Here is a 27,000-nt window from a genome sequence, read left to right as displayed (position 1 = left end):
GCCGCCGCTACGCCTCCCGCGCGCCGGCGTACATCTCGTCGAGCAGGTCCTTGAACGCCCGCTCCACCACCGGCCGCTTGACCTTGAGGCTGGGGGTGATCTCGCCGTGCTCGATGTCCAGGTCGCGCGGCAGCAACCGGAACTTGCGGATCTGCTGCCACCGCTGGAGCCCCTCGTTGACCCGCTCCACGTAGCCGTCGATCAGCGCGCGGGCCTGGTCGGTGGCGACGACCTCGGTGTAGCTCCTGCCGCCCAGGCCGTGCTCCTCGGCCCACTTGAGGATGGTCGGTTCGTCCAGTGCGATCAGGGCGGTGCAGAAGTTCCGGTTGGCGCCGTGCACCAGCACGTTGGAGACGAACGGGCAGATCGCCTTGAACTGGCCCTCCACCTCGGCGGGCGCGATGTACTTGCCGCCGGAGGTCTTGATCAGGTCCTTCTTGCGGTCGGTGATCCGCAGATAGCCGTCCGGGGACAGCTCGCCGATGTCGCCGGTGTGGAACCAGCCGTCCTCCTCCAGGACCTCGGCGGTCTTCTCGGGCAGGCCGTGGTAGCCCTGCATGATGCCGGGGCCGCGCAGCAGGATCTCACCGTCCTCGGCGATCCGGACCTCGGTGCCGGGCAGCGGCTTGCCGACCGTGCCGGTGCGGTACGCCTCGCCGGGGTTGACGAAGCTGGCGGCGCTGGACTCCGTCAGGCCGTAGCCCTCCAGGATGTGGATGCCGGCGCCGGCGAAGAAGTAGCCGATCTCGGGGGCGAGGGCGGCGGAGCCGGAGATCGCGGCGCGCAGCCGGCCGCCGAACGCCTCCCGCAGCTTGGCATAGACCAGGGCGTCGGCGACCTTGTGCTTGGCGGCCAGCGCGAACGGCACCGAGGCGTTGCCGGTGTGCCGGAAGTTGTCCTGGGAGACCTTGGCGTACTCGCGGGCCACGCCGGCCGCCCACTGGAAGATCTTGTACTTGGCCCCGCCGCCCTCCCGGGCCTTGGCCACGACGCCGTTGTAGACCTTCTCGAAGATCCGTGGGACGGCCGCCATGTAGGTCGGGCGGACCACCGGCAGATTCTCGATGATCTTGTCGACCCGGCCGTCCACCGCGATCACGTGGCCGACGGAGACCTGCCCGGCGGTCAGCACCTTCCCGAAGACGTGCGCCAGCGGCAGCCAGAGGTACTGCACGTCGTCCGCGGTGACCATCCCGGTCGCCTGGATGGCGCGGGCCATGTACGCCCAGCAGTCGTGGGCCAGCCGGACGCCCTTGGGGCGGCCGGTGGTCCCCGAGGTGTAGATCAGGGTGGCCAGTTGGTCGGCGCGGAGCGCGGCGACCCGCTCCTCGACGCACTCGGGGTGCTGCTCCAGATAGGCGGTGCCGCGCTTCTCCAGCTCGGCGAGGGAGAGCACCCAGTCCTCCGGGTCGTCCTCGGCGGGCCGGGCGTCGGCCCCGTCGATGACCACGACGTGCGCCAGCTCGGGCAGCTCGGCGCGCTTCTCGCGGGCCTTGGCGAGCTGTGTGGCGTTCTCCGCGATCAGCACCCGGCTGCCGGAGTCGGCCAGGATGAACGCGGTCTCGTCGGTGTTGGTGGAGGGGTAGACGGTGGTGGTGGCGGCGCCGGAGCAGAGCACGCCGAGGTCGGCGAGGATCCACTCCACCCGGGTGTTGGCGGCCAGTGCCACCCGCTCCTCGGGGTGCACGCCCAGCGCGATCAGCCCGGCGGCCACGGCGAGCACCCGCTCGGCGGCCTGGCTCCAGGTCAGCACCCTCCAGTCGTCCGGTCCGGTGCCGGTGGAGGACGGGACCGGATAGCGGTATGCCTCGGTATCCGGGGTGGCCGCGACCCGCTCCAGGAACAGGGTCGCCACCGAAGGCGGCCGGTTGTCGATCAGCGTGTGGGTGTCGGTCACGGCGTCCTCCGGGGCCCGCTTCGTTGCTGGTGACTCGCGAGTAACCTTGAGCAGTGATCAGAGTAGAGCGCGTGACGCCGCCACGTAAGGGGCTGCACCCGACTGGTTCACGATGTGACCCGAGCGATAAGTGCACATGACACGCGCTTGACCGATGGGCCCCGAAACGTCGTTCGACCGGCCCCGCCGCCCCGAGGAACGCCGCCGCCCCGAGGGGCCACCGGGAAACGGCGCGGGGCGCCGGCTCCCTGAGGAACCGCCGCCCCGCCCTGCGTCCCGCGCCCGCCGCGCGTCCCGCTTCCGCTACTTCTTCGCCTTGCTTTCGCCCTCGGAGTCGGAGGACAGCACCGCGATGAACGCGTCCTGCGGGACCTCCACGTTGCCGACCATCTTCATCCGCTTCTTGCCCTCCTTCTGCTTCTCCAGCAGCTTCCGCTTACGGGAGATGTCACCGCCGTAGCACTTGGCGAGGACGTCCTTGCGGATGGCGCGGACCGTCTCACGGGCGATGACCCGGCTGCCGATGGCGGCCTGGATCGGCACCTCGAAGTTCTGCCGCGGGATCAGCTCGCGCAGCTTGCCGACCAGCCGCACGCCGTACGCGTACGCCTTGTCCTTGTGGGTGATCGCGGAGAACGCGTCGACCTTGTCGCCGTGCAGCAGGATGTCGACCTTGACCAGGTCGGCGGTCTGCTCGCCGGTGGGCTCGTAGTCCAGCGAGGCGTAGCCGCGGGTCTTGGACTTGAGCTGGTCGAAGAAGTCGAAGACGACCTCCGCGAGCGGCAGGGTGTAGCGGATCTCGACCCGGTCCTCGGAGAGGTAGTCCATGCCCAGCAGCGAACCGCGCCGGGTCTGGCAGAGCTCCATGATCGCGCCGATGAACTCGCTGGGCGCCAGGATCGTGGCCCGGACGACCGGCTCGTGCACCACGTCGATCTTGCCGGTGGGGAACTCGCTGGGGTTGGTGACGGTGTGCTCGGTGCCGTCCTCCATCTCCACCCGGTAGACCACGTTGGGCGCGGTCGCGATCAGGTCGAGGCCGAACTCGCGCTCCAGGCGCTCCCGGATGACCTCCAGGTGCAGCAGGCCCAGGAAGCCGACGCGGAAGCCGAAGCCCAGGGCCGCCGAGGTCTCCGGCTCGTAGACCAGCGCGGCGTCGTTGAGCTGGAGCTTGTCCAGCGCCTCGCGCAGCTCCGGGTAGTCCGAGCCGTCGAGCGGGTACAGGCCCGAGAAGACCATCGGCTTCGGGTCCTTGTAGCCGCCCAGCGGCTCCTCGGCGCCCTTGTTGAGCTGGGTGATGGTGTCGCCGACCTTGGACTGGCGGACGTCCTTCACGCCGGTGATGAGGTAGCCCACCTCGCCGACCGAGAGGCCGTCGGCGGCGGTCATCTCCGGGGAGTTCGTACCGATCTCCAGCAGCTCGTGGGCGGCGCCGGTGGACATCATCTTGATGCGCTCGCGCTTGGAGAGCGTGCCGTCGACGACCTTCACGTAGGTCACCACGCCGCGGTATGGGTCGTAGACCGAGTCGAAGATCATCGCGCGGGCGGGGGCGTCCTTGACGCCGACCGGGGCCGGCACCTCGCGGACGACCTTGTCCAGCAGCTCGGGCACGCCGACGCCGGTCTTGGCGGAGACCTTCAGCACGTCCTCGGGCTCGCAGCCGACCAGGTTCGCCAGCTCGGCGGCGAACTTCTCGGGCTGCGCGGCCGGCAGGTCGATCTTGTTGAGGACGGGGATGATCGTGAGGTCGTTCTCCATCGCCAGGTAGAGGTTGGCGAGGGTCTGGGCCTCGATGCCCTGGGCGGCGTCGACGAGGAGGATGCAGCCCTCGCACGCGGCCAGCGAGCGGGACACCTCGTAGGTGAAGTCGACGTGGCCCGGGGTGTCGATCATGTTCAGGATGTGGGTGGTCCCACTTGCCTCTTCGCCCTCGGAGGGGCTCCAGGGCAGCCGGACCGCCTGGGACTTGATCGTGATGCCGCGCTCGCGCTCGATGTCCATGCGGTCGAGGTACTGCGCGCGCATCTGCCGCTGGTCGACGACACCGGTCAGCTGGAGCATCCGGTCGGCGAGCGTCGACTTGCCGTGGTCGATGTGCGCGATGATGCAGAAGTTACGGAGGAGCGCCGGGTCGGTACGGCTCGGCTCCGGCACGTTCGTAGGGGTCGCGGGCACGCAGGGTCCATTCAGTGAACGCGGGTAGGCGGGACTCGGTCTTGTGATGTCCCCCCATCGTCCCATGACCGGCGGCGGTGGGGCGGTTCGGGCATCGGGGACGGGCGGGGCGCCCCCGGCGCCGACGGGACGGGGCCCGGAGCGCGGAGGCGGGCGGCATCCACGGAGGATCCACGGGGGAGCCACGGAGGCGAGGCGGCGAGGGGCCCCGGCGCTCCCCCGCCCGCGGCCCGGTTTGGGAGCGCTTCGGGCCTGCTGGTAGCCTGGTCCACTGCGCTTCGTGCCCTCTCTCGTGCGCGGCGCAACTCGAAACTCCAACGAACCTGAAAAGGCTCTTTCGTGGCGAACATCAAGTCCCAGTTGAAGCGGATCAAGACCAACGAGAAGGCTCGTCAGCGCAACAAGGCTGTCAAGTCCTCCCTGAAGACCGCGATCCGTCGCACCCGCGAGGCCATCGAGGCCGGTGACCTGGAGAAGGCCACCGCCGCGCAGGCCCTGGCGGCCAAGAAGCTCGACAAGGCCGTCAGCAAGGGTGTTCTGCACAAGAACAACGCCGCCAACAAGAAGTCGGCGCTGGCCAAGAAGGTCGCCGGCCTCAAGGGCTGACCCTCTGCCCGACCGCGCCCGTCGCGGTCACCCTGCCGATCGGGGATCCAGCGGCCCCTCTCTCCGCTCCCTGTCGGTGCACCACCGCGCCGCACACGGCCTGCGTTCGCCACGCGGGTGCGGCGCACCCGGCTCCTCCGCGGCCCCAAGCCGCCGAGCAGCCACCCAAACTGGATACGAACGACCCCACCTGTGCCCCTTTGGGGCGGGTGGGGTCGTTCGTTTGCGGTGGAGTCGTTCGTTTGAGTGGAGGGCGCGGCGCCCGGGGCTCCTGCCGCCCGGCAGACATCGTCCGGGTGGCCTGCCGTCCGGCAGACATCGTCCGGATTTCCGAGTGCCCCGGGCAGGTTCCGGCGCCGGAAACGTCCACTACTCTGCCGTCATGTCCAATACGGGGGACCAGAACAATCCCTTCTCCGTGCCGCAGCCTCCTCCCGGCTACGGCCCGCCGCGCGCCCAGCAGAACCCCTACGCCCGGCCGATCCCGCAGGGCACGCCGCCGGGAGCACCGCCCGCGGCACCACGGGGACCGGGCGGCTACGGCTACCCGGCGGCCGGCAGCCCCGGCATGCCGGGTGTGCCGCGCGTGGCGTACGGGGCGCCGAGCGGCGGCACCCCTGGTGGGGCGGCCCGGCAGGGTGTCTCCGGCTGGCTGTGGGCCCTCGGCGGTGCGGTGGCCGCCACCGCGATCGGGGCCTCCGTGATGTTCGCCACCGGAGCCTTCTCCTCGACGCCCGCCCCCGAACTCAAGGGCTACGCGTTCCGGGACGACCTGTGCGCCGCGACCTCCCTGACTCCCTTCGAGAACGCCCACTACAAGGCGAAGCCGAACACGGGCGGCAGCACCGGCTCGGGGTCGGGGGCCGGCTCGGGGTCGGGTTCATCGGGTCCGTCGTCCCCGCCCAACCCGCAGCACAGCGGCTCGCGGATGAACTCCATGGACTCGATGTGGTGCAACATCTCCCTCACCCCGGAGACCACCGGCACCCACGACTACTCCTCGACCTGGGTCTACAACTCCGTCACCCTGCACAAGAAGGCCGACCCGGGCCCGGAATTCGCCGACACCTACCGCTCGTACGAGAAGCAGCAGACCTCGATCTCGTACAAGGTCGAGCCCGTCAGCGGCATCGGTGACGAGGCGTACCTCGTGACCCGCAGCGACACCCCCGGCAGCAACAACAGCACGTATGTGATCCTCGCCGTCCGCGACGGGTGGATGACGTACCAGTCGACGTGGTCCAGCTACACGCCGAGCGGCGGCAGCGGGAAACCGCCGAGCTCCGCCGAGATCGCCACGATGCTGGAATCCAGCGCGAAGGAGACCTTCAAGCGGCTGCGGGGGTGATCCGCGGTTCCCGGGGTGTGAGGTGCGGTTCCCGGGCACCGGTTGCCGGTTGCCGGTTGCCGGTTGCCGGTTGCCGGTTGCCCAGCGTCTCGGCCGCCTACCGCGAGCGGGCCGCCCGCGCGATCGTCACCACGGCCTTCTCCAGGGCGTATTCCGGGTCGTCCCCGCCGCCCTTCACCCCCGCGTCGGCCTCGGCCACCGCGCGCAGCGCCGTGGCCACGCCGTCCGCCGACCAACCGCGCATCTGCTGCCGGACCCGGTCGATCTTCCAGGGCGGCATGCCCAGCTCGCGGGCGAGGTCGCCGGGGCGGGCGCCGCGCGGGGCGGAGGCGAGCTTGCCGATGGCCCGGACGCCCTGTGCCAGCGCGCTGGTGATCATGACGGGGGCGACCCCGGTCGCGATCGCCCAGCGCAGCGCCTCCAGCGCCTCGGCGGCCCGGCCCTCGACCGCCCGGTCGGCAACGGTGAAGCTCGACGCCTCCGCCCGGCCGGTGTAGTAGCGCGCGACCACGGCGTCGTCGATCGTGCCCTCGATGTCGGCGGCCAACTGCGCGCACGCCGACGCCAGCTCGCGCAGGTCGCTGCCGATGGCGTCCACCAGTGCCTGGCAGGCTTCCGGCGTCGCCGAGCGGCCGGACGCCCGGAACTCACCGCGCACGAAGGCGAGCCGGTCGGCCGGCTTGGTCATCTTGGGGCAGGCCACCTCGCGCGCGCCCACCTTGCGCGCCGCGTCCAGCAGCCCCTTGCCCTTGGCGCCGCCGGCGTGCAGCAGCACCAGGGTGATCTCCTCGGCGGGCGAGCCGAGATACGCCTTGACGTCCTTGATGGTGTCCGCGGACAGATCCTGGGAGGCGCGCACCACCACGACCTTGCGCTCGGCGAAGAGCGAGGGACTGGTCAACTCGGCGAGGGTGCCGGGCTGGAGCTGATCGGGGGTGAGGTCGCGCACATCGGTGTCCGCGTCGGCCGCCCGGGCAGCGGCCACCACCTGCTGCACCGCGCGGTCGAGCAGCAGCTCCTCCTGCCCCACCGCGATCGTGACGGGAGTAAGGGGATCGTCGTTAGCTGTCTTCCTGGCCATCGCGTCCCAGCATCCCACGCCCCACCGACAACCCCCTCCGCGCGCCGGCCCGACCGCCCACCAGGCCCCTACGTCCGCGCCCGCTCGATACGTCCGGGCCCGCTCGATCCCGAGCTGATCCCGGCCTGATCCCGCCGGCCGGCGTTCGGGGCGAGGGGCGGGGCAAGGGGCGGGGCCCGTCCCGTGGTGCTCAGCCCCGCGGTGCCCCGTACCCCGGTGCCCCGCCTGGCGCCGCTGCCCGACAATGGACCGGTGAACGACACCCGCCATCAGCGCCACGTACTCGTCCTCCCCGACCGCGACGCCGCCGAGGAGGTGGCCGAGGCCCTGACCGACCGCTTCGGCGTCGCCGAGGAACCCCAGGTCGTACGGGACGCCCTGGCCGGCGAGGACGACGCCGAGGACGCGCAGTGGCTCGTCGTTGTCGAGGACCCCGAGGCCGCCTACGACGCCGCCCGCCTGGACGCCCTCGCCGCCGAATACGAGGGCTGGCGCGAGGCCGAGTAACCCCACCCCGGGCAGAGAACCACCGAGGAACGCACCGCTCCTCCCCCACCTCCTCGCTCGCTAGCTCACGAGGACCGGCTCCCGTTCCAGCTCGATGCCGAAGTGGGTGCGGTACGCCGGGAGGATCTCGGCCGCGTCCAGCACGCGCTCCTCCCGGGCGCCATCGGCGTCGCTGATCACCAGCGTGCGCCCGGAGAGCGTCACCCGACCGGTCTCCGTGAGCTGCGAGCAGACCAGCGACCTCCTGAACAGCGATTTCGGCGACGTACGCTGCCACCAGCAACCGGCCTCGAAGTCCCTGAGCTCACACGGGCGTTGTTCCAGGCGGTACTGCGGCTCCCCGTTCCGGTAGACGTCGAGGTCGCCCTGCGGCGTCTGCGCTATCCGGAAGACGCCCCCGGGATTCTCCTGGTCCTCGGCACTGTCCAACCGCAGCGGGTGGTGGCTGTTCCGCCCGAAGCCGACGTCCACGAGCCAGGGACCGGTGGGCAGGTGCACCCGCAGCGCGAGATGGTCGTACGGAATCCCGAGCCCATCGGGCCCGCACACCCGCGCCGACAGCAACTCGACCTCGTAGCCCAGCGTCCTGAGAAGTGCGGCGAAGGCACCGTTGAGCTCGTAGCAGAACCCACCCCGACGCGCCCCGACGATCTTGTCGAGCAGCGGCTGCTCCTCCAGCACGATCTCCTCCCCCAGATGGATGGCGAGGTTCTCGAACGGCACGGCCCGCAGATGACTCAGTTGCAGCGCACACAACGCCTCGGCGTCGGGCGCGGCCGGCCGGACAGTGGCTATCCGGCGGAGATAGGCATCGGCGGTGACAACGTCCATGAGGTGTGCGTCCTCTCCATTCCCTCTGTCATGTCGCGCGGCTCCCCACGCGCAGCGTGGCTCTCGGCGCCACTCTCACCCCAGCGTGCCGTACGTGTCTTCGTATTCGTACGAATCTCCGTGTACCGCACGATCCGTCCCGTGTGTCGCACGGCCGGAGGGCGCCGCCCGGCTCCCGGCCGTCGCTCCGGCCGCTGCCCCGGCCTGTGGGCCGTGTCGCCAACCGTCTCCTGGACCGGCGCCCGCCGACCACCGCGGACAGCCTGTCGGGGGTGCCGACGACCGCGATGGCGCCATCGGTGTCGGTACGCAGCACCCGCGTGCCCCCGGCCCGCAGCGCGGCGACGGTACGAGGAGCGGGGTGCCCGTAAGGGTTTCCGGCGCCGCACGAGATGAGGGCCAGACGCGGTATCAGCCGCCGCATCAACTCGGGGTCCTGATAGGCGGAACCGTGGTGCGCCACCTTGAGGACGTCGACGGCGGCCAGCTCCGGGTGGGCGGCCAACAGCGCCTGTTGCGCGGGTGGTTCAAGATCACCGAGTAGCAGGACCGTCAGCCCGCCCGTCCGTACGAGCACGGCAACGCTGGCGTCGTTGGGCCCGGAGAACTCACCGTCACCGGCCGACGGCAGCCACGGGGATGCGCCCGGCCACAACACCTCCCAGGTGAGGGGACCCAGGTGACGCCGCTCGCCCGGTGCCGCGCGGAGCACGGGGACCCCGGCCCCGGCCGCCGCCTCCCGCACGAACTTCGCCTGCCCGTAAGGCTCTTGCAACGTGGTCGTCTCGACCGCGCCGACCGAACGGCCGCGCAGCACCCCGGGCAGGCCGTCCACATGGTCGGCGTGGAAGTGCGTCAGGATGAGGAGCGGGATCCGGTGGATGCCCAGCCCGGTCAGGCAGCGGTCGATGGCACGGGGCTCGGGCCCGGCGTCCACCACCAGCGCGGTGCCGTCGCCGGCCGCCAGCACCAGTCCGTCCCCCTGTCCGACATCGCAGGCCACCACCCGCCAGTCCGGCGGCGGCCAACCGGTCAGCACGCGGGTCAGCGGCGCGGGGCGGCACACCGCAAGCACCAGGGCCAGCGCGGACAGCGCGCACAACCAGCGGCGGCGCAGCACCCGGCGGCCGACCGCCAGCAGCACTACTGTGGTGACGGCGAGCATCAGCCCGCCCACCCAGCCGCCGGGCCAGCCGACCTCCGCGCCCGGCAGCTCCGCCCCCGTGCGGGCAACGGCGGCGATCCACTCGGCCGGCCAGCCCGCGCACCACGCCAACGCCTTGGCGACCGGCAGGGCGACCGGCGCGGCGGCGAGCGCCGCGAAGCCCAGGATCGTCGCGGGTGCCACGGCCAGCTCGGCGAGCAGATTGCAGGGCACGCCGATCAGCCCCACCCGCGCCGCGAGCACTGCGACGACGGGTGCGCAGACCGCCTGGGCGGCGGCCGCGGCGGCGACCACCTCGGCGAGCCGGGGCGGCACCCGGCGGCGCTGGAGGGCCGCGCTCCAGCGGGGCGCGAGCAGCAGCAGCGCGCCGGTCGCCAGGACGGAGAGCAGGAAGCCGTAACGCCGGGCGAGCCAGGGGTCGTAGAGGACCAGCAGCAGGACGGCGGCGGCGAGCGCGGGGAGCAACGAGCGGCGGCGGCCGGTGCCGATGGCGAGCAGGGTGATCAGACCGCAGGCGGCGGCCCGCAGCACGCTCGGGTCAGGGCGGCACACGACCACGAAGCCGAGGGCGAGCGCTCCGCCGACCAGGGCGGTTCCGCGCAGCGAGAGCCCCAGGCGCCGGGCCAGTCCGCGGCGTTCGGCCCGGGCGGCGAGGTGGGGTGGGCCGATCAGCAGGGCGAGCACGATGGTCAGGTTGCTCCCGGAGACGGCGAGCAGGTGCGTCAGGTCGGTGGTGCTGAAGGCGTCGTCGAGATCGGGCGGCACTCGTGACACGTCGCCGACGACGAGTCCGGGCAGCAGCGCGCGGGCATCCGGAGTCAGCCCGTCGGTCGCCCGGCGCAGCCCGGTGCGCAGGCTCCCGGCCAGCCGTTGCAGGGCGGACGGCGGCGCCACCTCGTTCGGCGGCCCGTCGGCGGTGACCCGCAGTACCGCGGCCGTCCGGTCCGCCGCCGCCAGCGGCGGTGCGGCCCGCGCCACCACCCGGATCCGGGTCGACGGCAGCAACCCGCGCCACTCCGGTGGCGGCGACGGCGGCTCACCCGCGGCTTTCCCGTGCTTCGCGGCGCGCTGCTGCACGACGGCCAGCACGGGGGTGCGGGCGGTGGTGACCCGCCCGTCCGGCGTCGCGATGCGAACGGCCTCGGCGGTGAACACCAGCGCCGACGGCATCCTCTCCGAGCCGTGCACCTTGGGGCGGGTCACCCGTGGATCGTCGGTCACCTCCAGCTCCACGGTGAGCCGTGCGTACCGGTGGGCCCATGTGGGCAGCGGCCCGCGCCGCACGTCCGCGGCGTGCAGCGCGGCGGACGCGGCCCCCGCTGCGGCGCAGAGCAGGACCGCCGCCAGCGCCACGAGCGCCCCCGCGGACCGACCGGGTGCGGAGTCGTACCCCCGGGCGGCCCGGCCGCCCTTGGCCCGGGCCCGCCACAGCGCGAGTGCCGCGAGCGCCACGGCCATGGCGCAGCCCGCCGCCACCATGCCGCCCGGTGCGCCCAGGGCAGCCGCTGCCGCCGCCCACGCCGCCCCCGCGGGGCCGACGAGTCGCAGGTCGGCGGGGCCGTCCCGATGCGCGTCTGCCCTGCCGTACGACGGGTCGGCCCGGCCGGCAGGGTTCTCGTCCTCCGGAGTCGACGTCATGGCGTCACCAAGGGGCGCAGGTCGGCCAGGCGGCGCTCACCGATGCCGGCCACCTGTCGGAGCTGGTCCACCGAGGTGAACCCGCCGTGCCGGGTGCGGAATTCGATGATGTGGCGGGCCAGGACCGGCCCCACTCCGGGCAGGGCATCGAGCTGCTGCTCCGTCGCCGAATTGAGGCTCAGCGGCCCACTCGTCAGCCCCGACGTCCCGCTCCCGGCGCCGCCTCCGCCACCCGTCGCACCACCGGCCCCGGGCGGTCCGCCCGCGCCCGCGCCGCCCGTGGCGCCGGCACCCTCCGCAGCGACCAGGATCTGTTCGCCGTCGGTCAGCAGCCGCGCCCGATTCAGCCCCCGGAGATCCGCCCCGCGCAACACCCCGCCCGCGGCCTGCAGTGCATCCATCACCCGGGAGCCCGCCGGCAACCGGTGCACCCCGGGTCGGTGGACCTTCCCCGCGACATCCACGACCAGCATCCGGCCCGCCCCGCCCGGCGGCCCATCCGTCGCCGGACCGCTGGGCGAGGAGTGCGCCGACGACCACGGCGGAGCCGGCGAGCGGGCGCCGGGGCCCGGCGCCGGAACCGTACGCTCGACACCCGGCGCACGCACCGGCTCCGGGCGCCCCGCCCAGAAGTGCTGGACCGCGAAGCCCACGGCCACCACGAGCACCAGGGCCAGCGCGCCCAGCGCCTTCGGGGTCGTACCGCACCGTAACTGCACCCAGAGCGGCAGCCGTTCATGCACCGCCGACCACCAGCGTTCCTGCCGGCGGGCGCCCGGCGGGTCGTGCTCCCGGGGCGGCGGCGCGCGGTGCCCGTACGACGGTTTCGCCCCCGCGTCGGACGGACGGCGGCCACCGCCGGGACCCCTCGCCCCCGGACCCGTACGTCCCTCGGCGCTCCCGTCCTCCCTACCGCCGCTGTTCCCCGTACCGCCGCCCCGTGCCGCCTCGGCGCCATGCCCCTCCTGGTCGGCGCCGAAGATCGCCGCGGCTCGGGCCCGCGTCCGTTCGCGTTTCCACTCCCGCACGCGGTCCCGTTCTCGCCGCCCCCAGCGCGCGGTCGGCACAGCGGAGGTCCAGGAAGCAGGGGGCACAGCGGGCGGGAGGGACGGTCCGGCCGGTGACTCCGGCGCGGAAACGGAGACCGATACTGACGTCGCATCCGGCAAGGAAGCCGTTCGATAAGTGCTCATAGCCCTCGACGGTAGGCACCTCGCGCGGATCCCGCCGATCTGCGTCAAATCCCGTGGATATCCGGGGAGTTGTGGATAACTCCGTCACCCACACGGGCATCCGGAACCCGGCGTCGTCACCGCCGCAACAGCCGTCACGCAGGGGTCGGAAAGGTGTCGACCCCACGGCCGCCACCTGCCGCACCACGGCTCATCGCAGTTCACCGCGACTCACCACAGCTCATCGCGGCTCGTCCCGGCTCACCGCAGCTCATCGCGGCGAGACCACGACCCCCAGCAGCCCCGGCCCCGTGTGCGCACCGATCACCGCGCCGACCTCGCTGACGTGCAGCTCGTTCAGCCCCGGCACCCGTTCCCGGAGGCGTTCGGCCAGCGCGTCCGCCCGCTCCGCCGCCGCGAGATGGTGGACCGCGATGTCGACCTGGCCCTCCCCCGCCCGCTCCGCGGCGATCTCCTCCAGGCGTGCGATGGCCTTGGAGGCCGTGCGGACCTTCTCCAGCAGTTCGATGCGCCCGTCGTCGAGTTGGAGGATCGGCTTGACCGCGAGCGCGGAGCCGAGCAGCGCCTGCGCGGCGCCGATCCGGCCGCCGCGCCGCAGATAGTCGAGGGTGTCGACGTAGAAATAGGCGGCGGTGCCCGAGGCGCGCTTCTCCGCGGCGGCCACCGCGTCGTCCATGTCCCCGCCGGCCTCCACCGCCTCCGCGGCGGCGAGGGCGCAGAACCCGAGGGCCATCGCCACCATCCCGGTGTCCACGACCCGTACCGGTACCGGGGCTTCCTTGGCCGCCAGCACCGCCGCGTCGTAGGTGCCGGAGAACTCCGACGAGAGGTGGAGGGAAACGATGCCGCTCGCCCCGGCCTCCGCGATGGCCCGATAGGTGTCAGCGAACACGGCGGGGCTCGGCCGCGAGGTGGTCACGGGTCGACGCTTCTGGAGCGCCTGGGCGACCGATCTCGCGGAGATCTCGGTGCCCTCTTCCAGAGCCTGGTCCCCCAGGACGACGGTCAGCGGTACGGCCGTGATGTGGTGGCGTGCGACAGCCGCCCGCGGCAGGTAGGCCGTGGAATCGGTGACGATCGCGACATGGCGGGACATGACTGGGAGGTTAGTCGGGGACGCAGGCGCCCGACAGTGCGGGCCCCTCCCCAAGATTTTCCAGGTTGTACCAAGGCTCTGCCAAGTCCGCCCAGGTCACGGCCTGTCGGGACGGGGAAAGAGCCGAAACGGAATGATCGCACAGCAGTTGGCTGATCGAATGGGCGCTGCGCGGGGACCGGGGATGCCGCAGCCCGGGGGCTTGAGGTGCCGCATCACACAGACCGAGACGGCCGGACCACACGGACCGAGGCTGCCGGACCGCACGGGCCGAAGCTGCCGCACCACGCCCAGTCACCGGCCCACGAACCCGTCGTCCCATCGGGCCATGGCCCGATGGCCCCCCAGGCCACCGAGCAGTCGCCCCACCCTCCCCCCGCAGGGAAGGCGAACCAGCGCCTACCCCGCTATCCCGCCACCGCCGCCCTTCCCCCAACGGGACGGCTCCCGTCGCGGGCTCTTCTCCCACGGATACGTCGGCCGGGTGCGGGGATCCTGGGCGGTGATCGCAGGCGCCTCGTCCTCCGCCGGACCCCGGGAATGCCCGTTCCCGCCCGCGCCCGAACCGGCCCCGGGTTCTCCGCCCGCGCCCGGCGCCCCAGGCTGCTCCCGCTCGTGCTCCTGCTCCCGACCCACCGGGGCGTCCGTCCAGTGCCGCAAGGCCCCCGCCTCCACGTCGATCTGGTCGCTCAGGGCGGCCAGATCGTCTTCGGCGAACTTGCGGGCCCGGTCGCGGGCGGCCCAGCGCAGCGACTCGGCGGAGTGCGTGATCCGCGCCAGCCGCTCCCGGAGCTCGGGGAGGCGGTCCGCGATGCTGGCCTTGCTGGGTTCGCTCTCCAGGCGGCGGAGGTCGTCGTCCAGCTCCCGGCCGTGCGCGCTGAGGCGTTCGAAGAGCCGGACCGCCTCGTCGAGCGAGGCGTCGTCGGAGGAGCCGGTCCGCAGGACCTCCTGGGTGGCCCGCATGGACGTGCGCAGCGAGAGCCGCAGTTGGGCCAGTTCGCCGACGACTCCGGGCTGGGTGAACTGCCGGGCCCGCAGGGTGGTGTCCTCGACCGTCCGTCGGGCCTGGGCGACCTTGCGGTCGACCCCGCGCTTGGCTGCCTGGACCGCCCTGACCGTGAGGAACACCCCGGCGACGACGAACAGCACGAAGAGCAACCCGAAGATGGCGACCGCGACTTCCATGGGCACTCCCCTGAGGTGTCGGCGGCGCCGGTTCTGTGCCGGCGCCCGTACCTCCACGGTAAACGCGTCGGGCAGGCCAGGGGTTCCAAACGAACCCCCAACCTGCCCGTAGGGGAAACCACCTATACGCGCGCGGGACACCGCTCCCGCCCACCGCTCCGACCCACAAAAGGCCAGTTCAGAGGCGGTTGCAGTGCGTTCGTGCGGTCAGGGCCGCGGCCGGGTGGGGGCTGCGCGGGGCACCCCTCACCCGGCCGGCCGGGTGCTTCCTGATCACGCCGGGACGATGTTCACCAGCTTCGGTGCCCGGACGATCACCTTCCGGACGCCCGCGCCGCCCAGCGCCGCGACCACCGCCGGCTCGGCCAGCGCGGCCGCCTCCAGGTCCGCGTCGGAGATCGACGGCGCGACCTCCAGGCGGGCCTTGACCTTGCCCTTGATCTGGACGACGCAGGTCACCGCCTCGTCCACGACGTAGGCGGGATCGGCCACCGGGAAGTCCGCGTGGACGATCGTGTCGGTGTGGCCCAGCTTGCGCCACAGCTCCTCGGCGATGTGCGGTGCCAGCGGGGCGATCAGCAGCACCAACTGCTCCGCGACGGTCCGCGAAACGGCGCCGCCGGCCTTGGTCAGGTGGTTGTTCAGCTCGGTGATCTTGGCGATGGCGGTGTTGAAGCGCAGGTTCGCCATGTCCTGGGTGACACCGTCGATCGCCTTGTGCAGCGCCCGCAGGGTGGCCTCGTCCGGCTCGGCGTCGACGACGGTGACCTCGCCGGTCGCCTCGTCCACCACGTTGCGCCACAGCCGCTGCAGCAGGCGGTACTGGCCGACGACGGCCCGGGTGTCCCAGGGCCGGGAGACGTCCAGCGGGCCCATCGCCATCTCGTACAGGCGCAGGGTGTCCGCGCCGTACTCGACGCAGATCTCGTCCGGCGTGACGGCGTTCTTCAGGGACTTGCCCATCTTGCCCAGCAGCCGGGAGACCTTGCCGCCCTCGTAGTAGAAGACGCCGCCGTCGTGCTCCTCGACCTCCGCCGCCGGGACGGCGATGCCGCGGGTGTCCCGGTAGACGTACGCCTGGATCATGCCCTGGTTGTACAGCTTGTGGAACGGCTCGGCGGAGGAGACGTGCCCCAGGTCGTGCAGCACCTTGGACCAGAAGCGGGCGTACAGCAGGTGCAGCACCGCGTGCTCGGCGCCGCCCACGTACAGGTCGACGCCACCGTGCGGCTGGCCCTCGCGCGGGCCCATCCAGTACTGCTCGACGGTGGGGTCGACCAGCGCGTCGCCGTTGTTCGGGTCCAGGTAGCGCAGCTCGTACCAGCACGAACCGGCCCAGTTGGGCATGGTGTTGGTCTCGCGCCGGTAGCGCCGCACCCCGCGGCCGTCGCCCAGGTCCAGCTCGACGTTGACCCAGTCCTCATTACGGGACAGCGGGGTCTCGGGCTGGGTGTCGGCGTCGTCCGGGTCGAAGGTGCGCGGCGAGTAGTCGTCGACCTCGGGCAGCTCCAGCGGCAGCATCGACTCGGGCAGCGAGTGCGCCGCACCGTCCTCGTCGTAGACGATCGGGAACGGCTCGCCCCAGTAGCGCTGGCGGCTGAACAGCCAGTCGCGCAGCCGGTAGTTGACGGTGCCCTCGCCGATGCCGTTGGCGGTCAGCCACTCGGTGATCTTCGCCTTGGCCTCGGTGACCCCCAGGCCGTCCAGCGAGATGGTGTCGTCGGCCGAGTTGACCAGCTTCGCTTCGTACGAGGCGAACGCGTCGTCCCAGGTGGTGGTGTCGGTGCCGCGGCCGTCGCTCGGCTCGACGACGCAGCGCATGGGCAGCTCGAAGGCACGGGCGAAGGCGAAGTCGCGGGTGTCGTGGGCCGGGACCGCCATGATCGCGCCGGTGCCGTAGCCCATCAGGACGTAGTCGGCGATGAAGACCGGGATCCGCTCGCCGCTGACCGGGTTGGTGGCGTGCACGCCGGTGAAGACGCCGGTCTTGTCCTTGGCCTCGGCCTGCCGCTCGACGTCCGACTTGGCGGCGGCCTGCTTGCGGTAGGCGGCGACGGCCTCGGCGGGGGTGGCGTGCCCGCCGGTCCACACGTCGTGGGTGCCCTCGGGCCAGGCGTCGGGAACGATTGAGCCGGTGCCGTTGTCGGAGCCGGCGATCAGCGGGTGCTCGGGGGCCAGGACCATGTAGGTCGCGCCGAACAGGGTGTCCTGGCGGGTGGTGAAGACCGTGATCCGGTCGGAGTCGCCGACCGGGAAGTCGACGCGGGCGCCCTCGGAGCGGCCGATCCAGTTGCGCTGCTGCAGCTTGATGGCCTCGGGCCAGTCCAGCGCGTCCAGGTCGCGCAGCAGGCGGTCCGCGTAGGCCGTGATGCGCATGTTCCACTGGCGCAGCTTGGCCTTGAAGACCGGGTAGTTCCCGCGCTCGGAACGGCCCTCGGCGGTGACCTCCTCGTTGGCCAGCACCGTGCCCAGTCCGGGGCACCAGTTGACCGGGGCGTCCGAGGCGTACGCCAGGCGGTACTCGCCCAGGACGTCGGCCCGCTCGGTGCCGGACAGCTCGGCCCAGGGCCGGCCGTCGGGGGTGGGCCGGGTGCCGGCCTCGAACTGGGCGACCAGGGTGTCGATCGGCCGCGCCTTGTCGGCCTCCGGGTCGTACCAGGAGTTGAAGATCTGCAGGAAGATCCACTGGGTCCACTTGTAGTACGCCGGGTCGATCGTCTCGATCGAACGGCGCTGGTCGTGGCCCAGGCCCAGGCGGCGCAGCTGGCGCCGCATGTTGACGATGTTGGCCTCGGTGGAGACCCGCGGGTGGGTGCCGGTCTGCACGGCGTACTGCTCGGCGGGCAGGCCGAAGGCGTCGAAGCCCAGGGTGTGCAGGACGTTGTGGCCCGTCATGCGGTGGTAGCGGGCGTAGACGTCGGTGGCGATGAAGCCCAGGGGGTGGCCGACGTGCAGTCCCGCACCCGAGGGGTAGGGGAACATGTCCATGACGAACTTCTTGGGGCGGGCCACCGCCTCGGGGTCGCCGCCCAGATCCCCGTTCGGGTTCGGGGCCTCGTAGGTCCCCTCCGCCTCCCAGAAGTCCTGCCAGCGTGCCTCGACGTCTGCGGCCAGCGCGGCCGTATAGCGGTGCGGCGCTGCCACCTCAGCAGCGGTAGTCGTCTCGCTCATCGTCCTCAAAGCTCCATCGATCGTCTCTGCCTGCGGCTGCTGCGGACACGGTTTCTGCGGAAACAAAAATGCCCCTCACTCAGGAGGGGAAGCCGCGCCGATACCGACCCGGGCGACCACAGCGAAGGGCCCGGTCGGGACTGATCAGCGCGGCCCGCTAAGCAGAAGGCGTACGGCACACATGGCGTCAGGGTACCGCAGGGCACACAGGGCCCGCGCCCGGGATTCGCCCCGGGCGCGGGCCCTGCCCCGTTGTCCCCGTCCCCCCGCGGCGTGCCCATGGGGTCACGGGGCGGCGGAGGGGCGGGGCGGGGCCCTGCGTCAGGGACGGTAGGAGCTCACGTATCCGGCGCCCGGGCTGCCGACGCCGGTGACGTCGTCATAGCCGACGGTGGCCTGCAGGGAGCTGTCCTTGCCGAGGCTGCGCAGCGAGGTGACGGTGCCCTTGGCCGCGTCGACGCCGTTGGCGAAGTCGACCCGGACGACCGCCAGGTCGCGGCCGGCACCCAGCGGGTGGTCGGTCACGTCGTGGTAGGCGGCGGTGCCGTAGCGCTGGTAGATGGCCGGGTTGGCGAAGCCGATGGCAACGCCGTGCCGGGCCTGCTGGGCCAGCGCCTGGACGCCCGCGATCACCGGCGCGGCCAGGGAGGTGCCGCCGATGCGGTACTCGTCGTAGCCGAGCTTGCCGTTGGGCAGCGTCTGGGTCTGGCCGACCAGGAAGCCGGTGTTGGGGTCGGCGACCGCCGAAATGTCCGGAACGGTGCGCATGGCGTTGCCGCCGTTGGCCTTGGCCAGCGCGTCCGGGACGACCCCGCGCTGGTAGAAGGGCTGCGCGACGGCCTTGCTGGTGCCGCCGCCCGCGCCACCGTTGAAGGCGCCGGGGAAGTCGGTCCAGTCGTTGCCGTCCTTGGAGAGCACCGCCTTCTGGGTGCCCCAGCCGGTCTCCCACAGGTAGCCGTTGCCCTTGCCGACGGCCAGGGAGGTGCCGCCGACCGCGGTCACCCATGCGGAGTTCGCGGGGGTGTCGACCTGCTTGGTGCCGGTGTTGGCGACCTCGTCACCGTTGTCGCCGGAGGAGAAGTAGAAGCCGATGCCCTCGACCGCGCCGCGCTGGAAGAGCTGGTCGTAGGCGGCGGCCACGTCCGGGGTCTCGTTGGCCTCGACGTCGCCCCAGGAGTTGGAGACGATGTCGGCCAGGTGCCCGTCGACGACCTTGCCGAGCGAGTCCATCAGGTCGTCGTCGTTGCAGGAAGCGGCGCCGACGTAGACGATGCCCGCGTCGGGGGCGACCGCGTGGACGGCCTCGACGTCGAGGGTCTCCTCGCCGTACCAGCCGGCCGCCTTGCAGTCGTCGATGTGCGTGTAGCCCTTCGGCAGGACCTGCGACAGCTGACCCTTGCGGTAGCGGGGGTCGCCGTTACGGGCGGCGTAGGTGTCCGCGTCCTTGGCGATGGTCGGCGAGGCGTAGGCGTCGGTGATCGCGACGGTGACGCCCTTGCCGGTCCACTTCTTCGCCCCGTAGGCGGCGCGCAGCTGCTTGCCGGTGTAGCCCTTGATCGCGTACGGCGCCTTGCCCCCGTAGGCCGACGGCAGGCTCTCGTTGGTCCGCGACCCGTAGTACGTGGAGAACGGCCCGGAGTTGCGGAAGACGGGGGACGGCGGCGGCAGTTCGGCGGAGTGGTGCCGGGCCAGCCGGGGCGCGTTGTCCAGGCCGGTGACCGTCAGGACCGCGTCGGAGACGGACGCGGGCGCGGAGGCGGTGGCCGACGGCGCGTGGTACGTGTGGCCGTTCTTGCGGTAGTTGTGCAGGTCGGTGGCGAAGGCCCGCTCGGCGGCGGCGACCTCGCCGGTGACCGTGACATAGCGGTCGGTGGTGCCGGTGACCGTCAGGCCGGACTTCTTCAGCCAGGCGGTCACCCTGGCTATCTGGTCCTGGGTGGCACCGTAGCGGGCGCTCACCTGGGCCGGGCTCAGGTACTTCCCGTACGCGGCGGAGTGCGGGTCGGCGACGGCCTTGGCGTAGTCCGCGAGGCCCTTGGCGTCCCGGCCGGCCAGGTAGACCCGGGCGTTGACCGCGGTGGAACCGGCGGTGGAACCCTGGTCGGCCTGCTCGGTGGCCCATCGCGGCTTGGTGCCCTGCAGTGCGTGCCGACCCCCGTCGTGGCCCGCGGCGTCGGCGGCCGGTGCACCGAGCGCGAGCGCTCCGGCGACCAGCGGCAGCGCCGCTGCCCAGGCCAGACCCGCGCGGGCGCGCAGTGATCTGGTGCGGCTTGCTCTCATGTAACCCCCTGCTGTGGCGATGCGGTGCGCTGCGTGGTGACGCCGCGCCGGTGCGCCGGTGCGCGACACCTCATCAGCGGTGAATGCGTCGGATGTGACGCTCACGCGATTCGCCACTCTTTCGGTGAACCGTTCATGTCAGGGTTATGCGATCACCAAGAAGAGCCCAAGGAACCACAAGGAACGAACAGAACCAGTCACGAGGAGTGCACTCAACTCGCCACATCAGACAGGTTGTTGACCGAATATCAGGGCAACCCAGGGAGATCCGCGTACTGCGGACTCGCTGCCCCTGAATGCACAACAGAGCGGGCCGCCCTTGACGGACGGCCCGCTCTGTCTTCTGTGGAGCTAAGGAGAATTGAACTCCTGACCTCCTGCATGCCATGCAGGCGCTCTACCAACTGAGCTATAGCCCCAGGTCTTGTCTCCGCTGCGGTTTCCTTCCGGCTCCCCGCCGCGGCATCGCCTACATTACACGGACCCCCCGGCCTTCTGCCAAATCGCCCGCCCGTCACCCGGCCACCACCCCTGGACGAGGCCCTTCGGGCCGCGGTGCCCCCGCGGGCCCTCCGGCGAGGCCCAAGGTACTGTCGGCGAGCCGTGCCCGATTCGTCCCTGGGGAGCCGTACGCCGTGACCGCGCTGGATCCACACCGGCCCACCGAGCCTCGCGGCCCACGCCCCGGCTCGGGCGTGATCCGCCGCCACCCGGTGTGCGCAGCGGCGCTGACCTGCCTGGTCTCCTTCACCGCCTTCTGGATCGCACAGCGGCTGGCGCACGTCTCGATGGTGGACCTGATGGTCTACCGCGCCGAGGGCGAGACCGCCCGCGCCGGCAAGGACCTCTACGACATGGTGGCCACCTCCGCGCGGCTGCCCAACACCTATCCCCCCTTCGCCGCGCTGCTGTTCGTCCCGCTCACCTTCTTCGGCGTCCCGGTGATGCGCACCCTGGCCACGGCCGGGAACCTCGTCCTGCTCGTCGCCGTCGTCCACCTCTCCCTCCGCCTGGTCGGCCGGCCCCGGCGGATGCCCCCGCTCGCCGCGACGCTGGCGCTCTCCGCCCTGCTGGTGTGGTGCGAGCCGGTCTGGACGACGCTGCGCTACGGCCAGATCAACCTCCTGCTCGCCGTGCTGGTGCTCTGGGACCTGACCCGCCGGGACACCAACCGCTGGGCCGGTATCGGTATCGGCATCGCGGCCGGCATCAAGCTGACCCCGGCGCTGTTCGCCGTCTTCCTCGCGCTGGCCGGCGCGGTCCACGCCGTCCGACGGCTGCGCTCCGGCGCCGGCTGGCGCGCCGCCTGGAACCCCTGGCTCCGGCAGGCCGCCGTCGCCACCGGCACGTTCGGCGCCACGGCCCTCCTCTCCGCGATCGTGCTGCCGCGCGACTCGCACCGCTTCTGGACCGAGATCGTGTTCGCCGCCGACCGGGTCGGCGAGGTGGAGATCACCGCGAACCAGTCGCTGCGCGGCGTCCTGGCCCGGCTGCTGCACACCCACGACCCCGGCACCGCCTGGCTCGTCCTGGCCACCGTGGCGGCCGCCGCCGGGCTGGCGCTGGCCGCCGCGGCACTGCTGCGCGGCGAGCGCGCCTGGGCGACCCTGTCCTGCGCGGCCACCGCCCTGCTGATCAGCCCGATCTCGTGGTCGCACCACTGGGTGTGGAGCGTCCCGATGCTGATCCTGCTGGGCTCCGAGGCGCTGCGGCACTCCGGGGCCGGAGCCCGCCGCTGGTGGACGGTGACCGGGGTGGTGGGGCTGCTGTTCTGCTCGTTCGCGCTGTGGTGGGTGCCACACCGCTGGCACCAGCACGAGGAACTGCACCAGAACGCCGGGCAGATGCTGCTCTCCGCGGTCTATCCGCTGGCCGGGCTCACGCTGCTGGCACTGACCGCGGCCCGACTCCGGCGACCGGCCGGGGCCACCGCGATATCCCCGCCCGAGCCGGACTCCGCGTCCATGACCTAGGGTCTATCCGACGGGTCAGGGTCCCCGCCCGATCGCTCCGGGCCGCGCCGCCCGTGGTCGTCCCCGTCGTCGCTCGTGCGTCGCCGACCGCCGTCATGTCCGCCCCCGTCGCGCCGCCGCCTCCGGCGTGCTGTCGCGGTCCCGCCGCCGGCCGTTCCGGCAGCGGTTCCGAGGCGTGAACGCCCCGCCGTTCCACGGGAGTTCCGGGTCACCGGAAACGATCGAAAATGCTCGCAATCGCCCAACACGGCTCGAAAGATGACCGCTTGGTGAGATTCGGGACCGCCCCGGTCTCACCCGGGGGCGCCCAACTCAGGCCGTGGCGAAGGAATAGAACCGTTTCAGCGTGCAGTGCTCGTCGAGCAGTCGTCCGTAGATCGGCTCCCCCTCGAGCTCGCGGTAGGTCTCGATGGGGTCGCCCTTTATGACCAGGGCGCGCGCGCATTCCTCGCACCAGTACTGGTAGTCGGCGTTGACCGGTTCCATGTCGCGGACGATCGGCGTGCCGCTGCCGCACCAGTCGCACTTCCTGCTGTGGGCGCCCATCCATCAGCTCCAACTGTGGCCGCAGGCCGTACAGACGAAGGAAACACCGCCGTTGTCGCCCAGCACCTGCGCGACATGGGAGGAACCGCACGAAGGGCACTGGAAAGCCACGCCCCCGGTTGCGCACGCGGAGGGCGGGCCGAGCAGGTCGTCGACCTCCCCATGGATGCACGTGGGCATCGCGATCTCTCCTCCCCTGGCGGCGCCGTCCGATTCTGCCACGGACCGACCACCAGGTCAGGTCCGCCCACGGAGCAGCCCGGCCACCCCACCGGGCGCCGCCGCGCCGGGCGGCGCGAGAACACTCCCCCGCGGCACCCTTGACACCCCGCCCGCGTCTTGCGCCGCCCGACAATCGGGGAAGAACATCCCGAAAGGCGAGCTTGCCGACGGGACCGCCCACGGCCCCAACCCCCCGACCGGCAGCACCAGTCCGGGCACGCCCACGCCTGCTCCGCGGCGTCCTCCCCACCCGCGCCCGCGCGCTCGCCCACAGCCCGCCCCCGCCCGCGAGGCCCTTGTGGCGGCGGTTCACGAGGCCCCATGTCGCGGCCCGCCCCGCGACCATGACGGGGAGTTCCCGATGCCGGCAGCCCAACTCCGCGGCGCCCACGGGCGGCACCGCACGTCGACGGGCCCGCCGGAGAGTCCCCGATCGCCCGGCCGGCGCGGGCCGGCACGGAGTACGCGCGCCCGCGGGCCGCCGGCCGCTCCTCGACCGCCCGCCCATCCGCGGCCCGTCTCCGGGACCGCGCGGAGTCGGGACGGCAGTGTGCAGGCGAAGGCGGGCGGGGGCGGCAGGGCCGGGCGCGAAGAGCCGCGCATCCCCGTGGGGTGACGTGCCCCACAGTCCCGTGAGTGGTGGGGGACTTCCGGCGTGACGCCACACCACGCGCCGGTGAGAGCGGGCCGCGGCACCGCATCCGTCCCCAACGCGAAGATCCCCACCTCTTGAGGGAGGCGGGGATCTTCCGGGCTGTGGAGCTAAGGAGAATTGAACTCCTGACCTCCTGCATGCCATGCAGGCGCTCTACCAACTGAGCTATAGCCCCGGGTCTTGTTCCGTTCCCCCGGGGTTTCCCCCGGCGGCGCCGCGAACAAGATGAACTTTAGCCTGCGACCTGCCCAGATGTGAAATCCGGTCCGGGCGCCCCCGCTCCGGGAGCTCAGTCGTCGTCGCCGAGCACGGGCTCCGGCAGGGTGCCGGCGTTGTGCTCCAGCAGCCGCCAGCCGCGTGCGCCCTCGCCCAGCACGGACCAGCAGCAGTTCGACAGACCGCCCAGGCCCTCCCAGTGGTGGGCCTCCAGGCCGAGCAGCCGCCCGATGGTGGTGCGGATGGTGCCGCCGTGGCTGACGACGACCAGCGTGCCCTCGTCGGGCAGCTTGTCGGCGTGGTGCAGGACGACCGGGGCGGCCCGGTCGGCGACCTCGGTCTCCAGTTCGCCGCCACCGCGGCGCACCGGCTCACCGCGCTTCCACGCGGTGTACTCCTCGCCGTACCGGGCGAGGATCTCGTCGTGCGTCAGGCCCTGCCAGGCGCCCGCGTAGGTCTCCCGCAGCGCGGCGTCGTGGGAGACGTCCAGTCGCGTCAGAGCGGCCAGCTCGGCCGCCGTCGCCATGGCCCGGCGCAGGTCGGACGCGATGATGGCGTCCGGCCGCAGCGCGGCCAGCAGACGGGCGGCCCGACGGGCCTGGGCGAGACCGGTCTCGGTCAGCTCGATGTCGGTCGAGCCCTGGAAGCGACGCTCAAGATTCCAGGCCGTCTGGCCGTGCCGCCACAGGACGACACGGCGGCCCCGACCACCCTTGCTGCCGTTCAGCGCAGGTCTCCGTCCGCGTCGCCTCCGGTGGTCCGGGCGTGCTCCGCGGCCTTGCCGCGGGTGGCCTTGGCCTCCTCGGGGAGGTCGATCTCCGGGCAGTCCTTCCACAGGCGCTCCAGGGCGTAGAACACCCGCTCCTCGCTGTGCTGGACGTGGACGACGATGTCGACGTAGTCGAGGAGCACCCAGCGGGCCTCCCGGTCGCCCTCGCGCCGGACCGGCTTGGCGCCGAGGTCCTTGTTGAGGCGTTCCTCGATCTCGTCGACGATCGCCTTGACCTGGCGGTCGCTGGGCGCGGAGGCCAGCAGGAAGGCGTCGGTGATCGAGAGGACGTCGCTGACGTCGTACGCGATGATGTCGTGCGCGAGCTTGTCGGCCGCCGCCAGGGCGGCGGCGTTGATGAGCTCGATGGAGCGGTCCGTGGCGGTCACAAGCGGCTTTCCGGGTCGAGGGGGCCGCTCCGGCCGGGACGCAGGACGCGCGGCACAGCCGTGGCGCACCGGCAGTCCTGGGCGGCCGGATCGGCGGTCAGGTACCCCTCAAGGGTCTCACGGACCACCGACACTCCCGGCGGGGATTTCCACCCCACCGGGAGGTACCGGCATCCTGCCTGGTCAGACCCACGGTCCGCGGTCCCGTCAGCCCTTGTAGCCCTGACCCAGGACCACCGCGATGTCGGCGTTGGCGGCGACCTTCCCCTGCTGGACGGCGCTCGCCGGCAGGCCCAGCGTCTTGGCGACCTCGGCGGCCTTGGCCCGCTGCGCGGCGTCCGCGTACGTCACCTGGGAGGCGGTCGCGGTGCCGCCGCTGCCGCCGTCGACGAAGGTGTAGCCGGCGTTGAGCAGCGCGACCTGGGCCTTGCCGGTGGCGGCCTTGTCGCCGGTGCCGTTGCGGACCGCGACCCGGGGGGTCGCGCCCGGGTCGGTCTTCTTGACCGTGCCGCCCAGGATGTCCTTCACGACGCCGGCCGCGGTGCTCTGGCCGATCGTCCCGTCGGCCTGCACCGGCAGCACCTGGGTGGTGTACTTGTCGGTCTTCGCCAGCTCGGCCCGCTGTGCCAGCGAGCTGCCGAGCTGGGCCTCGGTGAGCGGCGGGTCGAGGATCTGGAGCAGCGCCTTCACGGTGGCGGTGGCGCCGTCCGCGTCGCTGGAGACCTTCTTCAGGGTGGCCTGCATGACCTGCCCGAACCGCTCCAGCTGCTTGGCCTGGGTGTCTCCCGGGCCCTGATAGGTGGCGTAGGCGACGGCCGCCTGCCCGTTGAGGAGCTGGCCGGCGCCCTGTTTGACCGCCGGGGCGTCGTCCTTCTTGCCACCGGGGACGGAGGTGTCGGTGTCGACGGTGATCCCGCCGACCGTCTCGACGAGGTTCTCCAGATAGGGCGTGTCCAGCCGCCAGCTGGCCTTCAGGTCGGCGCCCAGGAGGGTGTTGAGGGACTCCCGGGTCGCGTCGGTGCCGTCGTCCTTGACGGACTTGCCGAGCGTCGTGGTGGTGCCGTCGTCCTTGGTGACGATCAGGCTGTTGGGCAGGAGGAGGGTGGTGCCCTTGTGGGTGGTCTCGTTGTCCACCAGGAGGGCGGTGGAGCTGTTGCCGGTCTTGGTGTCCCGCAGGTTCACCACCAGGACGTCGCGCTTCTGCCCGCTGGCCTCGGCAGCGGCGCCGCCGGCCCCGCCGGACAGGCCCGGCAGCTTCCCCGCCCACCACAGGTAGCCGACGCCGCCGGCCACCAGGAGGGCCAGCACGACCGACAGCGCGATCAGCCGGCTGCGGCCGCGCCGCTTGGCCTCCTCGCGCCGCTCAGTCCGGCTCTCGGTGAACTTCAGCCAGTCGATGACGTCTTCGGATTCCTCGTCGGGATCCTCGATGAACGCGAACTGCTCGGTGTGGTAGTTCTCGGCCGGCCCGCCCTTGGGGCCCGCCGCGCCCTTGGCCCCGACGGGCGCGGGCGGCTCCTCGGGGGCGGCCGACGGCGCCGCACCGGTCCGCCCCTGGGGCGCCTGCTCGTACTGCGGCTGCCCGGGGTGCGGCTGCTGCTGTCCGTAGGGGTCCTGCTCGTACGGGGGCTGCTGGGCCTGCTGCGGGATCCAGTCCGCCTGGTGGGGCTGCTGCTGGGGCTGGGTGTACGGGTCGTACTGCTGCGGGTAGCCGGTCTGCTGCTGGACCTGCTGGCGGCCGTAGGCGTCGTAGTACTCCGACTGCCCCTGGTACGCCTGCGGGGCCGGCGGTGCCTGGCCGCCCTGCGCCCCGTATGCGTCATAGGGGTCGTAGGGGGACTGCGTGCCCGGCTGCCCGTAGGCGTCGTACTGCTGCTGCCCGTACGGTTGCTGCGCTTCGTACTGCTGCGGCGCCTCCTGGTGCACCGGTCGGCCGTACGCGTCGTAGGTGTAGCCCTGCCCCGGCTGCCCGTGCTGCTGGGCGTACGGGTCCTGGGCATATGGGTCCTGCGGCCCGTACGGATCGTGTCGGTCGCTCACCGGTGCCCCTTTCC

Annotated in this window: 18 protein-coding genes and 2 tRNA genes; 4 read left to right on the top strand and 16 right to left on the bottom strand. The window is 72.2% G+C overall.

Annotation, left to right across the window (positions count from 1 at the left end; translation table 11 throughout):
- Window positions 1-7 precede the first annotated feature (7 nt).
- Window positions 8-1,897: an AMP-dependent synthetase/ligase gene (locus MOV08_RS27535; RefSeq protein WP_275309268.1), complete on the bottom strand. Its 1,890-nt coding sequence runs from the start codon at window positions 1,895-1,897 to the stop codon at window positions 8-10.
- Window positions 1,898-2,200: 303 nt separating this feature from the next.
- Window positions 2,201-4,075, bottom strand: coding sequence for a translation elongation factor 4 (gene lepA, locus MOV08_RS27530; protein ID WP_039636483.1), 1,875 nt, complete (start codon window positions 4,073-4,075; stop codon window positions 2,201-2,203).
- Between the two features lie 339 nt (window positions 4,076-4,414).
- Between lepA and rpsT the strand changes: the two genes are divergently transcribed.
- Entirely contained in the window at window positions 4,415-4,681 is a 267-nt protein-coding gene (gene rpsT, locus MOV08_RS27525) for a 30S ribosomal protein S20 (protein WP_039636481.1), read from the top strand.
- A gap of 382 nt (window positions 4,682-5,063) precedes the next feature.
- The gene (locus MOV08_RS27520) at window positions 5,064-6,029 is read left to right on the top strand and encodes a hypothetical protein (RefSeq protein WP_275309267.1); all 966 of its coding nucleotides are present in this window, start codon (window positions 5,064-5,066) and stop codon (window positions 6,027-6,029) included.
- A gap of 97 nt (window positions 6,030-6,126) precedes the next feature.
- Here the strand turns inward: MOV08_RS27520 and holA are convergent, their stop codons facing one another.
- Window positions 6,127-7,110 carry a DNA polymerase III subunit delta gene (gene holA / locus MOV08_RS27515; RefSeq protein ID WP_275309266.1) on the bottom strand — a complete coding sequence of 328 codons (984 nt, stop codon included), beginning with the start codon at window positions 7,108-7,110 and terminating at the stop codon, window positions 6,127-6,129.
- Between the two features lie 252 nt (window positions 7,111-7,362).
- On the opposite strand from holA, the gene MOV08_RS27510 reads away from it, so the two are divergent.
- Window positions 7,363-7,617 (top strand): hypothetical protein, encoded by a 255-nt coding sequence (locus tag MOV08_RS27510; RefSeq protein WP_275309264.1) that lies wholly within the window; start codon window positions 7,363-7,365, stop codon window positions 7,615-7,617.
- 60 nt (window positions 7,618-7,677) lie between these two features.
- On the opposite strand, the gene MOV08_RS27505 is transcribed toward MOV08_RS27510, so the two are convergent.
- The 8 genes from MOV08_RS27505 to MOV08_RS27470 all read right to left on the bottom strand — a co-directional run bounded on the left by MOV08_RS27505 (window position 7,678) and on the right by MOV08_RS27470 (window position 20,595).
- The gene (locus tag MOV08_RS27505) at window positions 7,678-8,448 is read right to left on the bottom strand and encodes an arylamine N-acetyltransferase family protein (RefSeq protein ID WP_039636479.1); all 771 of its coding nucleotides are present in this window, start codon (window positions 8,446-8,448) and stop codon (window positions 7,678-7,680) included.
- Window positions 8,449-8,476: 28 nt separating this feature from the next.
- A complete protein-coding gene (locus MOV08_RS27500; RefSeq protein ID WP_275309262.1) occupies window positions 8,477-11,251 on the bottom strand; it encodes a ComEC/Rec2 family competence protein in 2,775 nt (924 codons plus the stop codon).
- Window positions 11,248-12,279 (bottom strand): ComEA family DNA-binding protein, encoded by a 1,032-nt coding sequence (locus tag MOV08_RS27495; RefSeq protein WP_275309261.1) that lies wholly within the window; start codon window positions 12,277-12,279, stop codon window positions 11,248-11,250. The genes MOV08_RS27500 and MOV08_RS27495 overlap by 4 nt, the downstream gene beginning before the upstream one ends.
- A 415-nt stretch (window positions 12,280-12,694) precedes the next feature.
- Complete coding sequence (locus MOV08_RS27490) at window positions 12,695-13,540, bottom strand: DegV family protein (RefSeq protein WP_275309259.1); 846 nt, start codon at window positions 13,538-13,540, stop codon at window positions 12,695-12,697.
- A gap of 399 nt (window positions 13,541-13,939) precedes the next feature.
- On the bottom strand, window positions 13,940-14,725 hold the full coding sequence (locus MOV08_RS27485) for a hypothetical protein (RefSeq protein WP_275309257.1): 786 nt from the start codon (window positions 14,723-14,725) through the stop codon (window positions 13,940-13,942).
- A 273-nt stretch (window positions 14,726-14,998) separates the two neighbouring features.
- Complete coding sequence (locus MOV08_RS27480) at window positions 14,999-17,896, bottom strand: leucine--tRNA ligase (protein ID WP_275309255.1); 2,898 nt, start codon at window positions 17,894-17,896, stop codon at window positions 14,999-15,001.
- Window positions 17,897-18,217: 321 nt separating this feature from the next.
- A complete protein-coding gene (locus tag MOV08_RS27475) occupies window positions 18,218-20,176 on the bottom strand; it encodes a S53 family peptidase (RefSeq protein WP_275309253.1) in 1,959 nt (652 codons plus the stop codon).
- 346 nt (window positions 20,177-20,522) lie between these two features.
- A tRNA-Ala gene (locus MOV08_RS27470) sits at window positions 20,523-20,595 on the bottom strand.
- A 216-nt stretch (window positions 20,596-20,811) separates the two neighbouring features.
- Here MOV08_RS27470 and MOV08_RS27465 point away from each other — a divergent pair.
- Window positions 20,812-22,149 (top strand): glycosyltransferase 87 family protein, encoded by a 1,338-nt coding sequence (locus tag MOV08_RS27465; protein WP_275309252.1) that lies wholly within the window; start codon window positions 20,812-20,814, stop codon window positions 22,147-22,149.
- Window positions 22,150-22,461: 312 nt separating this feature from the next.
- Here the strand turns inward: MOV08_RS27465 and MOV08_RS27460 are convergent, their stop codons facing one another.
- From MOV08_RS27460 to MOV08_RS27440, 5 genes are all read right to left on the bottom strand, one after another.
- Window positions 22,462-22,695 (bottom strand): hypothetical protein, encoded by a 234-nt coding sequence (locus tag MOV08_RS27460; protein WP_018538025.1) that lies wholly within the window; start codon window positions 22,693-22,695, stop codon window positions 22,462-22,464.
- A gap of 979 nt (window positions 22,696-23,674) precedes the next feature.
- Window positions 23,675-23,747: transfer RNA gene (locus MOV08_RS27455), tRNA-Ala, on the bottom strand.
- Window positions 23,748-23,861: 114 nt separating this feature from the next.
- Window positions 23,862-24,515 (bottom strand): histidine phosphatase family protein, encoded by a 654-nt coding sequence (locus MOV08_RS27450; RefSeq protein WP_039641645.1) that lies wholly within the window; start codon window positions 24,513-24,515, stop codon window positions 23,862-23,864.
- Window positions 24,512-24,946, bottom strand: coding sequence for a ribosome silencing factor (gene rsfS / locus MOV08_RS27445; RefSeq protein ID WP_039636466.1), 435 nt, complete (start codon window positions 24,944-24,946; stop codon window positions 24,512-24,514). The genes MOV08_RS27450 and rsfS overlap by 4 nt, the downstream gene beginning before the upstream one ends.
- Window positions 24,947-25,153: 207 nt before the next feature.
- Window positions 25,154-26,986, bottom strand: a complete 1,833-nt coding sequence (locus tag MOV08_RS27440) for an LCP family protein (protein WP_275309250.1) — start codon at window positions 26,984-26,986, stop codon at window positions 25,154-25,156.
- Between the last annotated feature and the right edge of the window lie 14 nt (window positions 26,987-27,000).

Origin of the sequence: Streptomyces yunnanensis (assembly GCF_029011865.1) — a bacterium.
Taxonomy (GTDB): Bacteria; Actinomycetota; Actinomycetes; order Streptomycetales; family Streptomycetaceae; genus Streptomyces; species Streptomyces yunnanensis.
The sequence above is the reverse complement of the archived record's forward strand: the minus strand, read 5'-3'. Positions and strand labels throughout refer to the sequence as shown.

Excerpts from the sequence above, each read along its gene's own strand:
- MOV08_RS27500 (WP_275309262.1), bottom strand. The coding sequence starts at position 11,251 with ATGACGTCGACTCCGGAGGACGAGAACCCTGCCGGCCGGGCCGACCCG.
- MOV08_RS27520 (WP_275309267.1), top strand. The coding sequence starts at position 5,064 with ATGTCCAATACGGGGGACCAGAACAATCCCTTCTCCGTGCCGCAGCCT.
- MOV08_RS27475 (WP_275309253.1), bottom strand. The coding sequence starts at position 20,176 with ATGAGAGCAAGCCGCACCAGATCACTGCGCGCCCGCGCGGGTCTGGCC.
- MOV08_RS27460 (WP_018538025.1), bottom strand. The coding sequence starts at position 22,695 with ATGGGCGCCCACAGCAGGAAGTGCGACTGGTGCGGCAGCGGCACGCCG.
- MOV08_RS27505 (WP_039636479.1), bottom strand. The coding sequence starts at position 8,448 with ATGGACGTTGTCACCGCCGATGCCTATCTCCGCCGGATAGCCACTGTC.
- MOV08_RS27490 (WP_275309259.1), bottom strand. The coding sequence starts at position 13,540 with ATGTCCCGCCATGTCGCGATCGTCACCGATTCCACGGCCTACCTGCCG.
- MOV08_RS27480 (WP_275309255.1), bottom strand. The coding sequence starts at position 17,896 with ATGAGCGAGACGACTACCGCTGCTGAGGTGGCAGCGCCGCACCGCTAT.
- MOV08_RS27485 (WP_275309257.1), bottom strand. The coding sequence starts at position 14,725 with ATGGAAGTCGCGGTCGCCATCTTCGGGTTGCTCTTCGTGCTGTTCGTC.
- holA (WP_275309266.1), bottom strand. The coding sequence starts at position 7,110 with ATGGCCAGGAAGACAGCTAACGACGATCCCCTTACTCCCGTCACGATC.